The organism is Thalassotalea ponticola (assembly GCF_041379045.1).
GTDB lineage: Bacteria > Pseudomonadota > Gammaproteobacteria > Enterobacterales > Alteromonadaceae > Thalassotalea_A > Thalassotalea_A ponticola.
The window spans coordinates 3,170,029-3,182,781 of record NZ_CP166871.1 but is presented as its reverse complement, the minus strand read 5'-3'; the positions used below and the strand labels follow the sequence as shown (position 1 = coordinate 3,182,781).

The window sequence follows — 12,753 nt, the reverse complement described above, 5'->3', positions numbered from 1 at the left end:
TTTAGTCGTTTTCTTCAAACGGGGAAAAATCGGTAATGCCCTGTTGCTCTAGCGCTTCGCGCACACTTTTTGGCAATTGATGTTCGTTGTCTTTAGCCAGATCTTCATCGCTGGGCAGGGGTTGCCCAGTAAAGGCATGTAAAAATGCCTCACACAATAATTCACTATTGGTTGCGTGACGCAAGTTGTTCACTTGCCGGCGAGTTCTTTCATCCGTCAGTACTTTTAATACGCGCAGCGGTATGGAGACCGTGATTTTTTTCACTTGCTCACTTTTTTTACCATGTGGTGCGTATGGATTAATGTATTCACCGTTCCAGTCAGCCATTTGAGTTCCCTTAATTTTTGCAATGTATCAGTGGCAATATTGGCGCTGATAACTGTTCTACAAATTGTACTGAATATGCGATGTTAGTCAATATTCAACAGCAAAGACGTTTAGATGTCTATATTTTCTTGACCGGATGATTTTTTAGTTATAGATTTATAGACGTCTAAACATCTATTTTGAGAGGCTGACGATGAGTAAGCGACAAAGTGCAACCATTGCCGCTCAAGCGGGCATTAATCGCGACGCGCACTACGGTGCCGTGGTGGCACCGCTACACATGTCGACGACGTATAGCCTCAAAGGTTTTAACCAAAAACGTCAGTTTGACTATGCGCGCACAGCAAATCCGACTACCTATACACTCGCCAGTGTCTTAGCCGATCTCGAAGGTGGGCGACATGCAATCGTTACCAATACCGGTATGGCTGCGATTTTACTGTTGTGTCAACTATTGCACAGTGGCGATCGAATCTTGATCCCCCACGATTGTTATGGTGGTAGTTACCGGTTATTCACCCATTTGGCCAAACGCGGCCAGTTTATCGTTGATATCGTCGATCAAACCGACCTTGACGCAGTGCGTTTGGCATTGCGTAAAAAGCCCAAGGTGATACTTGTTGAAACGCCAAGTAATCCATTGCTGCGCATTGTTGATATCGCCCAAATTTGTGAGTTGGCACGTTGTGTTGATGCCGTTGTTGCTGTCGACAATACGTTTTTATCGCCAGAGCTACAAAGACCGTTAGAGCACGGTGCAGATATTGTTATTCACTCAACCACCAAGTTTATCAACGGCCACTCGGATGTCGTTGGTGGCGCTCTCATTTGCAAACATCGAGCGCTTGGTGAAGAGCTAGCGTGGTGGGCAAACTGCATCGGTGTTACCGGCGGTGCGTTTGATGCTTATCAAACCCTACGCGGTATAAAAACGCTGCCGCTGCGCATTGTGCAGCACAGTGCTAATACCCAAGCGGTACTGCAGTTGCTAACCACCCATAAACAGGTGGCGAAAGTGTACTATCCGGGGCTTAGCGATCATCAAGGGCATGATATTGCGAGTAAACAACAAATTGGCTACGGCTCTATGGTGTCTTTTGAACTGGCGGGACAAGATCAGCAGCTGCGTCAGTTTGTTAGCTCGTTAACCTTAATTACCTTGGCTCAATCACTAGGCGGGGTGGAATCGCTTATTGCTCATCCAGCAACGATGACTCACGCAGGCATGGATGCCAAAGCGCAACAACAAGCGGGAATTTCGCCGTCGTTACTGCGCTTATCAGTGGGGATTGAGTCGGCACTTGATATCGTCGCTGATCTCAAACAGGCGTTAGACGCTTTGACTTAACAGCTTTGACTTATAGAACTCGATCAATAACAGCAGGAGTGTGTTATGAATGCGAAAGCTCGACAGCTAGAATTATTAAACCGCACCGTTCGCGATTTAGATCGCGATTTAAACGTGTCATTTGAGTTCTTTCCGCCAAATAGCGCCGCAATGGAACAGACATTATGGCAATCGGTAGAACGACTGGCGCCGTTAAATCCGAGTTTTGTCTCGGTTACCTACGGCGCGGGAAGTGGCACCCGAGATCGCACTCACTCAGTTATCAAACGCATTCAAGCTCAGACTGACCTACAAGCGGCACCCCATTTAACCTGTATCGATGCATCGACCGAGCAACTCATCGATATTGCCAAGGATTATTGGCACAGTGGCGTTCGTCATATCGTTGCATTGCGCGGTGATTTACCTGACGGCCAGAGTAAACCATCGATGTTTGCCAATGACCTAGTTAGCTTGTTAAAGCAGGTGGCTGACTTTGAGATTTCGGTCGCCGCTTATCCAGAGACGCATCCAGAATCACCTAATGCACAATTTGATTTGGTTAATTTGAAGCGCAAGGTTGATGCGGGAGCTACGCGAGCAATTAGCCAGTTCTTTTTTGATATGGACGCGTTTTTGCGCTTTCGCGATCGCTGCGTTGCGGTAGGTATTGATGTCGATATTGTGCCCGGCATATTACCCGTTTCAAATTTTGCCACGTTGAAGCGATTTGCAGCACTTACCAATGTGAGTGTCCCAGACTGGATGGGGCAGCTTTATGAGGGCTTAGATGACGACCCAACCACGCGCAACTTAGTGGGGGCAAATATTGCGATGGAGCAGGTTAAAATTTTGTGCAGTGAGGGGGTAAATGACTTTCATTTTTATACCTTGAATCGCTCAGAGTTAACCTATGCAATTTGTCACACTCTCGGCGTTAGACCTTAACGCAACATGATAAGTGCGCTCACGCGCAGCAATAATGAGTAATTAGCCGGTGTAATAACGCCAAGGTCGGTTCAACTTGATCAACGTGTAGGTATTCATTTGCTTGATGGGCTTGGTCAATTGAGCCCGGCCCCAAGACCAACGTCTGGCAACCTAATTGCTGAATAAATGGTGCCTCAGTAGCGTAGTTAACGGCTTGACAACAATGGCCAGAGAAGCGCTGGGCACTGACCACCAACTCGCTATCCTGTGCTTCTTTAAACGCTGGCGAGCTGGCGTGTAGTGGCTGCATTTGAATACTACCGGGGTGTTGTTTACAAATCGGTAATAGCGCATCGGCAAGCCACGCCAATAAATCTTCATCGGCAATACCCGGTATGGCCCGCAGGTCAATATCGAGGTAGCAATCTTGGCATATGCGGTTGGCGTTATCTCCGCCCTTTATCGCACCTAAGTTTAGCGTCGGTTGTTGCACGCTGAACGCCGCGTTGCGGTAATTTTGCTGTAAGTGTTTGCGCAGTAGTTGCAAGCGTTGAATAACCTCCACCATAACCTCAATTGCATTGAGACCATTGGCCGGGTCGCTTGAATGACCGGACTTGCCGCGCACCGTTATGCGATGCGACATATGACCCTTGTGCATGTGCACAGGCTTCAACTCAGTGGGTTCACCAATAATGGCGACCTCGGGTTTGACTAATTGCTGTTTGACGAAAAAGCGCGCGCCAGCCATGGTCGTTTCCTCATCTGCGGTGACCAATATATACAGAGGTTTAGTGAGCTTATGCCGAGGAATGGCGGTACACGCCTGCAATACAAAGGCGAAAAAGCCTTTCATATCACAACTGCCAAGACCGTAGAATTTGTCGTCTATCAACCGTAATTTGAATGGATCGGTGAGCCAGCCCTGATCGTCATAAGGTACTGTATCACTGTGCCCAGATAGTAATAGCCCCCCCTCACCAGAGCCAAGTGTAGCTAGCATATTGTATTTGTTGTTGGTGTTAATCACTTGGTCAATGCTGATAGTAAAGCCCAGTGATTCAAACCAGCTCGCTAATAACTCGATCACCGGTAAATTGGATTGATCGAAGTCGAGCCTATCTGAACTGATCGACGGCATAGCGATTAACTGGCTGAGTGCCTGTTGCAAGTTAGGTAATGTGGATGTCATCAAACGCTCTTTGTTATCGTCTGTTAAATTATAATTATTCTATAATATTGCATAAATATTATTATATTGTTATCTTTTTATTAATCGTCAACTGAGCGAATTGAATTTTTGTGGTCGTTTCGTCGTTGACGGTTATTTTTTTAGATTGTCTACGTTTGGTAACTATCTGTTGGATCGTGTTTTCGGTTTGGCCTGTAGCGAGACGGCGATTTGGCGGCGAGCTAAATGGTTTTTTGTAAGGTGAATAAAATTGCATTTGGGGAAGGTTGGTAAATGAATGTGGCGATAATAGGTGCAAGCGGTTACGCCGGGGCTGAGCTGGTTAAATTGCTGAGCTGTCACCCTCAAATAAATACGCTGAATTTACTGGTGTCGGAACACAGTTCAAGTGCACACCAACGGTTTAGCGATTTATATCCGCAGATGCTGGGTTTGTGTGATTTCCACCTTCAGCCTTTCTCTTGGCAGTGGCTGGAGCGCCATCATCAACAGCTCGATGCCGTGTTTATGGCCACGCCTCACCACTACTCGCAGCAGTGGGCACACGCTTTTATCGAATTAGGTATTTGCGTGTTTGATTTATCTGGTGCGTTTCGACTTAAGCAAACGGCAGACTATCGGGCTTATTATGATTTTGACCATCAACACCCTCAGTTGCTAGAACAAGCGGTTTATGGCTTACCTGAATTCGCCGACTGCGAATTAGACAACGCTGAGCTTATCGCCTTACCGGGCTGTTATCCGACCGCCAGTTTATTGTCGATCAAGCCGTTGTGCCAGAGCGGTTTGCTAGACAATACCCAGGCTGTGGTAATCAATGGTATCAGTGGCGCAAGCGGCGCAGGTCGTTCGCCTGTACTTGCGACCAGTTTTAACGAAGTCAGCCTCAGAGCCTACAATATTCTCAGTCATCGCCATCAGCCGGAGATATCGCAACACGCCGGAAATCAAGATATTGAAATAGTATTTAATCCGCATATTGCCCCGTTTAAGCGCGGATTGATGACAACCACAACCGTTAAGTTAGTGAGTGATGCAACTGAAGAGTTGGTTGATGCAACGTTTAAACAGGCATATCAACAGTCGGTTTTTGTGCGTTTAGCGAACCAGTGGCCGCAAATAGATAACGTGGCGCTAACCCCCTTTGCCGATTTGCATTGGCAATATGAGCAACAGAAACGGACCCTAGTGGTGTGTTGCGCAATAGATAACCTCCTAAAAGGGGCTGCATCACAAGCGGTGCAATGTTTCAACATGCGTTTTGGCTATGCTATGTCGACCGCCTTAATTAGGGGGCATTATGAGCGATAAAACACTGGTGATAAAAGTAGGTGGCGCAATATTGCAACAGCGGCAGGCGATAAGCCAGTTATTTGAGGTGATTGCCCAACTTCAACAACAATCAGTGCGTATTGCCTTGGTTCACGGCGGCGGCGTGATGATTGATAAAATGCTCAAACAAGCCGGCTTGGTTAGCGAAAAACACTCGGGGTTGCGCATCACTCCAAAATCCCATATGCCGATTATCAGTGGTGTGTTAGCAGGAGACGTCAACAAACAGTTGGTGGCATCGGCGAGTCGAGCCGGCGTTATGGCCGTCGGTGTGGCGTTACACGATGGACAAACAACAACATGCCAACCTAGAGATGCGCACTTGGGGCAAGTGGGTGTAACACAACCGAACGACCCGTGGTTGCTAAACGCGTTACTCAGTGCTGGGTGTTTACCGATTGTATGCTCAATAGGGGCGCTTAACGACGGTTCACTGGTCAATGTCAATGCGGATGATGCCGCGGTCGTCATAGCCATGTTATTGCAGGCGGAATTGGTTTTTTTAACTGATATCGATGGTGTCTATGGTGCAGATAATGCTTGTCTTCGCTCACTTGATCATCAACACGCCCAACAACTGATCGCCGAAGGGGTGATTTGCGAAGGGATGGTAGCCAAGGTCAACGCCGCCTTGGAAGCGGCAACGAGATTGCGACGAAGTATCGCGGTTACCAGTTGGAAAACACCACAACATTTATTGCAAATGTATTCAGGTGGTGAATTTGGTACCCGCATTATTCCTAACATCTAAACTTATAATTAATAATTGGAAGGTACCTATGTCGTTACAGCATTTTTTAAAAGACAATGATTTAGATCAGCAGCAACTGACCTCGCTCATTGCCACAGCGATAGACATAAAAGCACAGACAAAAAATTATCAGAACCAGTTGTCGGGTAAGTCGATTGCCATGTTATTTGAAAAACCGTCGTTGCGAACGCACGTGAGTTTTGACGTTGGCATTGCCAAGCTCGGTGGTCATAGCGTTTATTTGGGCCAGCAAAATGGCTTGTTAGGCGAACGTGAACGAATTTGTGATTTAGCCCAAAATTTGAGTTGCTGGTGTGATGCCATTGTCGCTCGAGTCTTTTACCAATCCGCATTGAATGAACTCGCCGCTCACGCAACCGTACCGGTTATCAATGCCTTAAGCGATGATTACCACCCCTGCCAAGCGCTCGCTGATTACATGGCGTTAACCCAAACATTCGGCACCCTTAAAGGCTTGAATTTATGCTTTGTTGGCGATGGCAATAATGTGGCTCAATCGCTGTTGATTATGGGGGCACTACTTGGTGTCAACGTTACCATTATTACCCCTGAGGGATATCAGGTTGATCCAGTAATTGCCCAACAAAGCGCGATCATCAGTGCGCAAAGTGGCAGTCGAATTGTGTTCAGTAACGACCTTGCTGCAGCGCAAAATCAGCAGGTAATTTACACCGATACCTGGCTGTCGATGGGGGATAAAGAAGCAATCGAACAACGCCTCGATATTTTTATGCCATATCAGGTCAACAGCGACTTAGTTAAGCATGCCAATGCAGAGGTTGTGATGCATTGTCAGCCAGCGCATGTCGAGCAAGAAATCAGTCGTCGTGTATTTGAGTCAGCTCAGTGTATCGCGATGTTACAGGCGCAAAACCGGATGTGGGCTCAAAGTGCGCTGTTGACAAACTTATTAACCTAATCAAAAGCGTTGGCAACACGCGGATAAAAAAGAGTTTTAACGATGAAAAAGCAAATTAATAAAGTGGTATTAGCCTATTCAGGTGGTTTGGATACGTCAGCGATCATTCCTTGGTTAAAGGAAAATTACAACAACTGCGAAGTGATCGCCTTTTGCGCTGACGTTGGTCAAGGTCAAGACGAGTTAGATGGTATTGAAGAAAAGGCGTTGCAATCTGGGGCGAGCAGTTGTTATGTGGTTGATTTAAAACAGCAGTTTGTCGAAGACTACATCTATCCGATTGTGCAAACCGGCGCGGTCTACGAGGGACAATATCTGCTCGGTACCGCAATGGCACGTCCCGTTATCGCCAAGGCGCAAGTTGACTTAGCGTTGCAACTGGGTGCCGATGCGCTTTGCCATGGATGCACAGGAAAGGGCAATGATCAGGTGCGGTTTGAGTCGTGTTTTGCCGCCTTAGCACCGCAGTTAACAGTTATTGCCCCGTGGCGAGAGTGGCAACTGGCGTCAAGAGAAGACTTACTCAATTATTTACAGCAACGGCAGATACCCTGTAGTGCGTCATTAGAGAAGATATACAGTCGAGATGCCAATGCTTGGCATATCTCTCATGAAGGTGGTGAGTTAGAAGACCTGTGGAGCCCACCGTCAAAACAGATCTGGACCCTAACCCAAGATCCCATGGACGCACCGGATGAAGCTGAATCGATCGTGCTGAGCTTTGAGCAAGGCCGTTTGGTCAGTGTTGATGAGCAAGAGATGCCCGCTTATCAAGCGTTGCAGTACCTCAATGACAAAGCGTCACTGCACGGCATTGGTCGAATTGACATCGTCGAAAATCGCCTCGTTGGGATGAAATCTCGAGGTTGTTATGAAACCCCTGGAGGCACTATTTTAATGAGTGCTTATAAAGCGTTAGAGTCGTTGATTCACGATAAATCGAGCTTAAAATTTCGCGAGTCAATTGCGCTTGAATTTTCCCACACGCTCTATGATGGCCGTTGGTTTACGCCCGTTGCTAAAGCACAGCTAGCTGCCTGCCAAACGCTGGCTGAACAGGTTTGCGGTGATGTCGTGTTACAAATGTACAAAGGCAACGCAACGGTAATTCAACGCCGCTCAGTGAATAGTCTTTACTCACAGGAGTTTGCGACATTTGGCGCGGATGACGTTTATCAGCAACAACACGCAGAAGGCTTTATACGCTTGTTTAGCCTTGCCAGTCGGATTAAAGCATTGCATCAGAGGGAGAAGTGATATGGCATTATGGGGTGGTCGGTTTGTCGAAGCCAGCAGCGACAGATTCAAACGATTTAACGACTCATTAGCGTTTGATTTTGTTTTACTCGAGCAAGATATCGAAGCGTCTATTGCTTGGTCAGAGGCTATCTGTAAAGTTGGGGTGCTAACCGCAAAAGAGCAACAGACTCTGCAAAATGCATTGCTGACGCTGGCTGAACAAGTTGGCAAAGGCGACATTGATATGAGTCAGTCACAGACTGAGGATGTTCACAGCTTTGTCGAAACGCAACTTATTGCCATGGTTGGTGATGTTGCCCGCAAGCTACACACCGGACGTAGTCGAAATGACCAAGTGAGTACTGATTTGCGCTTGTGGTGTCGTCAACGAGTGGATGAATTACTCGATCTGTTAAACAGCACCATTAATACTCTGTTAAATTTGGCGGAAAACCACAAACATCACATATTACCTGGTTATACCCACCTACAGCGGGCGCAACCGGTTCGTTTTGCGCATTGGTGTATGGCCTACGTTGAAATGTTTCAGCGCGACATTGGCCGCTTGCAAGACGCGCGTAAGCGGGTCAATCAGTGCCCGTTAGGTTGTGCCGCGCTGGCGGGCAGTGCATACGATATTGACCGCGTCGCCTTGGCTCAGCAGTTGGGCTTTGATGGTCCGTGCTTGAACTCACTGGATGCGGTATCGGACAGAGATTACGTTGCTGAATTACTGTTTGTTGCGGCAACCGGCATGATGCATCTGTCGCGTTTTAGCGAAGATCTGATTTTTTTCAACTCAGGTGAGGCGGGATTTATTCATTTGGGCGATCAAGTCACATCGGGTAGTTCGCTGATGCCACAAAAGAAAAACCCCGATGCACTAGAGCTCATTCGAGGCAAATGCGGCAGGGTTTATGGGGCATTACAGGGACTACTGGTTACTCTGAAGGGCTTGCCATTGGCCTATAACAAAGATATGCAAGAGGATAAACAAGGCTTATTTGACGCATTGCACACTTGGTATAGTTGCCTTGAGATGGCCGGCGAAGTGGCCAATAGCATTGAGCTCAACGACGCCCAGTGTCGCAAAGCAGCTTGTGAAGGCTATGCCAATGCAACAGAACTTGCTGACTACCTAGTAGCAAAGGGAATGCCATTTAGAACAGCCCATGATATTACCGGCGCAATAGTGGTTTACGCCCTTGCTCAGAGCGAGCCTCTTGAAAATTTGCGCATCGACGAATTTCATCAATTTACCACCCTAATAGAAGACGATGTGTATCCCATTTTAGAGTTGGAATACTTGGTCAATAAGCGCCAAGCGATTGGCGGGACCGGGTTAGCACAGGTGAGCGAGGCGATAGAGCAAACGCGGTTAGCGCTAGGCAGAGCAAGTTACCGGGTGCGCGATGCCAAACTCACCGACTTGCGGGCGATAAATCGCTTGGTCAGCTATTTTGCTAGCCGGGAGGAAAACTTGCCGCGCAGCGAAGACGACTTGATCAAATCCATTCGCGATTTCGCAGTCATTGAAGAGCAGGGCCAAGTTGTTGCCTGCGCAGCACTTTACATCTACAGCACGGGACTGGCCGAAATACGTTCACTGGGTGTAGAGAACAGTCATCAGGGCAAAGGGTATGGCGTTGAATTGTGTCAGTTTTTGATTCGCCGAGCCAAGCAACTGGCGTTGAGTAAGGTATTTGTGTTAACACGCAAGCCGGCGTTTTTTGAAAAGCTCGATTTTCACTTGAGTGACAAGGCGCGTTTACCGGAAAAAGTGATGAAAGACTGCGAGTTGTGTCCGCGTCAGCAGTGTTGTGATGAGGTTGCTCTCATTTACTGTATTGGCAGTAGTGAAGGTGTAGTCAACGACACAGAAGCGAACGGCGATCAGGTATTAATGTTTAGCCAGTCAAAAGATGGCGCGAGTCGCGTGTCGAGTAACAGCCAATAGATGATTTGCTTTTTACTTATCGCAAAACGGTAATAGCAAAGCGGCGACGAGCGATTGCGATAACAGAGAAAAACCGACCAGTGAGCTAATCGAGCTCGCTCACTGGTGCGGTAGCGTTGTTAGAAAATTTCGGGCTCGTCTTGGTCGTTACTTTCAAGTAACTGCTCTACATTCTCTTCTGTCACCCATTCTTGTGGTTCGGTACCCATAATAAAGTATTCGAAGCGCGAACTTGAATCACTCTTATTGGTGCGTTTACCAGTCTGTTTATCGATGCGAATTGAGACGATATTATTGGGTTGCTCAAATGGCGCGTAGGGAAACTGCTCTAATGCGGTTTTCATAAAACCTATCCACGCTGGTTGCGCGGCATTGGCACCGGCTTCACCACCAGCGGTTTGATTTTTACCTAGGTTACTATTGACGCGGGTGCGACCCAAGGTGCGACTAGGGTCATCAAAACCAATCCAACTACTCGCCGCCAAGTGACGGCTAAAACCACTAAACCAGGCATCTTTTGATTCGTTTGTGGTACCTGTTTTACCGGCTAAGTCCCGGCGCTCTAGTGATTTAGCTCGCCAACCGGTACCAATCCAACCGGTTCCCTTAGACCAGTCGCCACCGCTACCCCAAATAACACTGTTCATCGCTTGGGTAACCAAGAATGCATTTTCGCGACTAATAATGCGCGGTGCTACTTGTTGGGTTAGCAAATCAACATCTAACTGCTCACTGCTTTCAAAGCTGTTGGCATACTGTTGTTGCGCCTGCTCACAGGCGTAGCAAGCGACGGGTGGCGATGCTTGATAAATAATATTGCCACTGGCATCTTCAATGCGGTCGATAACGTAGGGGTCGATCAAATATCCCTGGTTGGCAAACGAAGCGTAGCCAGTTACTACTTGTAATGGCGTTGCCGAAGCTGAGCCCAATGCGATGGATTCATTGCGCGGTAAAGTTTGTTGATTAAATCCAAACAGGCTGAGGTGCTCAATAAGCGCGTCAATTGTCATGCCGCGCAGTAACCGTATTGACATGACGTTTTTCGATTTCGCCAGTCCGACACGGACGCGAAGTGGCCCTTCGTAAACAGCCGGTGAGTTTTTAGGTCGCCAAGCAAAGCCCGAGCGTTTGTCCCACTGGTTGATTGGTGCGTCGTTAACCAAAGACGCCAGCGTATAGCCATTGGCTAAAGCAGCAGAATAGACAAACGGCTTAATATTAGAGCCCATTTGGCGGTTGGCTTGGGTGATACGATCGAATTGGCTTTGTTTAAAGCTGTAGCCGCCAACGCTGGCCAAAATGGCACCGTTATCAGGTGAGATGGCAACGAGCCCTGCCGATACCTCGGGGAGCTGACTCAACAACCAGTTGTCCTCACCGAGCTGTCGCACGTAGACAATATCGCCAGCGCTGACGATCTCACTAGCCAGGTCGGGAGCCTTGCCTTGGGTTTTGTCATCAATAAACCACCGAGCCCATTTGAGCCCATCCCAAGTGAGCGTAACTGACTCTCCTGTTGCGGTTATGACTTGTGCCGATTGCTCTTCTACCGATAAAACGGCTACAGCCTGTAAGTCGTTATACGTCGGAATGTCGTTTAACTGCTCTTCGATTTGCGCTTTGGTGATTGGCGAGCTCGGTAGCTGAGCCCACTCATCTTGCATTTGTGCGAGGCGCTGTGCCGAGGCGAAGGTTTGGTATTGGGCGAGTAGCTTTTGTCTATCTTGCTCGGTTAACCACAAGCGCTTAATCGGGCCGCGATAGCCGTGACGTTGATCGTAGGCGTATATGTTGTCAATCACCGCTTGATTGGCCGCTTGTTGCAAATCCGCTTGCACCGTGGTGTAGACTTTCAAACCTTTGCCGTAGGCAAAATCGCGACCATACATTTCTAGAACACGCTTATTTGCCAGTGATGCCACATAAGGTGCTTCAACTTCAATGTTTACGCCGTGTCGCTTGGTGTGAATGTCTTCGTTGTTGGCTTGGTCATACTCCTGCTCGGTGATATAGCCACTAACCAGCATGCGTTGTAACACTGTGGTACGACGAAATTTCGCCCGTTCTGGAGAGCTAATTGGATTGTATGTAGTCGGCGCTTTTGGCAAGCCAGCGATAACCGCAATTTCACCTAGAGTTAGCTCGTCAAGTTCTTTTCCGTAATATACTTGTGCAGCTGCACCGACGCCGAATGCGCGATGACTGAGTTCAATTTTGTTTAAGTACAGCTCGAGAATCTCGTCCTTAGTTAACAAGCTCTCCATGTGCAATGAAATAAATATTTCTCTAATCTTACGGATAAAAGTCTGTTCGCGGGTAAGAAAGAAATTGCGCGCTGTTTGCATGGTGATGGTACTTGCACCACCTTGAATCTCACCGCTGGTGACTAATAAAAAAGCGGCCCGTAACATGCCGATAGGGTCAACGCCGAAGTGCTCGTAAAAGCGATTGTCTTCGGTTGCTAAAATGGCTTGAATCAGCTTTGGCGGCATGTCTTCAAGCTTCACCGGGATGCGGCGCTTAGTACCGTATTGGGAAATTAACTTGCCTTCGTTAGAGTATATTTGCATCGGAATTTGCAACTGAATGTCTTTTAATACTTCAACGCTTGGCAAATCTTTTTTCATGTAAAGATAGAAGCCACCTACCGCGGTGATGCCTAGTAGGGTAATAACAATGGAAACTTTTAATAACCACTTGATAATTTGCACAAAAATTACTACCAATTTGAAAAAACTAGCGATAATATAACAG

The 12,753-nt window shown here is 47.6% G+C and carries 10 protein-coding genes; 7 read left to right on the top strand and 3 right to left on the bottom strand.

The features are described from left to right. Position 1: 1 nt before the first annotated feature. A complete protein-coding gene (gene metJ, locus ACAY30_RS14020) occupies positions 2-328 on the bottom strand; it encodes a met regulon transcriptional regulator MetJ (RefSeq protein ID WP_290251719.1) in 327 nt (108 codons plus the stop codon). A gap of 193 nt (positions 329-521) precedes the next feature. Between metJ and metB the strand changes: the two genes are divergently transcribed. After that, a complete protein-coding gene (gene metB, locus ACAY30_RS14015; RefSeq protein WP_290251718.1) occupies positions 522-1,676 on the top strand; it encodes a cystathionine gamma-synthase in 1,155 nt (384 codons plus the stop codon). 45 nt (positions 1,677-1,721) lie between these two features. After that, positions 1,722-2,603 (top strand): methylenetetrahydrofolate reductase, encoded by an 882-nt coding sequence (gene metF, locus ACAY30_RS14010; RefSeq protein ID WP_290251717.1) that lies wholly within the window; start codon positions 1,722-1,724, stop codon positions 2,601-2,603. Between the two features lie 19 nt (positions 2,604-2,622). Here metF and argE read toward each other — a convergent pair whose 3' ends face one another. After that, positions 2,623-3,777: an acetylornithine deacetylase gene (gene argE, locus ACAY30_RS14005; RefSeq protein WP_290251716.1), complete on the bottom strand. Its 1,155-nt coding sequence runs from the start codon at positions 3,775-3,777 to the stop codon at positions 2,623-2,625. Positions 3,778-4,050: 273 nt separating this feature from the next. On the opposite strand from argE, the gene argC reads away from it, so the two are divergent. The 5 genes from argC to argH are packed head-to-tail and all read left to right on the top strand — an operon-like array spanning position 4,051 to position 9,996. Then, entirely contained in the window at positions 4,051-5,088 is a 1,038-nt protein-coding gene (gene argC, locus ACAY30_RS14000; protein WP_290251715.1) for an N-acetyl-gamma-glutamyl-phosphate reductase, read from the top strand. After that, positions 5,078-5,860, top strand: coding sequence for an acetylglutamate kinase (argB, locus tag ACAY30_RS13995; protein WP_290251714.1), 783 nt, complete (start codon positions 5,078-5,080; stop codon positions 5,858-5,860). The genes argC and argB overlap by 11 nt, the downstream gene beginning before the upstream one ends. A 28-nt stretch (positions 5,861-5,888) precedes the next feature. After that, a complete protein-coding gene (locus tag ACAY30_RS13990) occupies positions 5,889-6,800 on the top strand; it encodes an ornithine carbamoyltransferase (protein ID WP_290251713.1) in 912 nt (303 codons plus the stop codon). A gap of 42 nt (positions 6,801-6,842) precedes the next feature. Then, a complete protein-coding gene (locus ACAY30_RS13985) occupies positions 6,843-8,057 on the top strand; it encodes an argininosuccinate synthase (RefSeq protein WP_290251712.1) in 1,215 nt (404 codons plus the stop codon). 1 nt (position 8,058) lies between these two features. Then, entirely contained in the window at positions 8,059-9,996 is a 1,938-nt protein-coding gene (gene argH, locus ACAY30_RS13980) for an argininosuccinate lyase (protein WP_290251711.1), read from the top strand. Positions 9,997-10,115: 119 nt separating this feature from the next. On the opposite strand, the gene ACAY30_RS13975 is transcribed toward argH, so the two are convergent. Beyond that, entirely contained in the window at positions 10,116-12,710 is a 2,595-nt protein-coding gene (locus ACAY30_RS13975; RefSeq protein WP_290251710.1) for a penicillin-binding protein 1A, read from the bottom strand. Positions 12,711-12,753: the final 43 nt, after the last annotated feature.

What these genes read in the sequence shown, in the direction of transcription:
- argE (WP_290251716.1), bottom strand. Translation starts at nt 3,777, where the DNA reads ATGACATCCACATTACCTAACTTGCAACAGGCACTCAGCCAGTTAATC.
- metJ (WP_290251719.1), bottom strand. Translation starts at nt 328, where the DNA reads ATGGCTGACTGGAACGGTGAATACATTAATCCATACGCACCACATGGT.
- argH (WP_290251711.1), top strand. Translation starts at nt 8,059, where the DNA reads ATGGCATTATGGGGTGGTCGGTTTGTCGAAGCCAGCAGCGACAGATTC.
- argB (WP_290251714.1), top strand. Translation starts at nt 5,078, where the DNA reads ATGAGCGATAAAACACTGGTGATAAAAGTAGGTGGCGCAATATTGCAA.
- argC (WP_290251715.1), top strand. Translation starts at nt 4,051, where the DNA reads ATGAATGTGGCGATAATAGGTGCAAGCGGTTACGCCGGGGCTGAGCTG.
- metB (WP_290251718.1), top strand. Translation starts at nt 522, where the DNA reads ATGAGTAAGCGACAAAGTGCAACCATTGCCGCTCAAGCGGGCATTAAT.
- metF (WP_290251717.1), top strand. Translation starts at nt 1,722, where the DNA reads ATGAATGCGAAAGCTCGACAGCTAGAATTATTAAACCGCACCGTTCGC.
- ACAY30_RS13985 (WP_290251712.1), top strand. Translation starts at nt 6,843, where the DNA reads ATGAAAAAGCAAATTAATAAAGTGGTATTAGCCTATTCAGGTGGTTTG.
- ACAY30_RS13990 (WP_290251713.1), top strand. Translation starts at nt 5,889, where the DNA reads ATGTCGTTACAGCATTTTTTAAAAGACAATGATTTAGATCAGCAGCAA.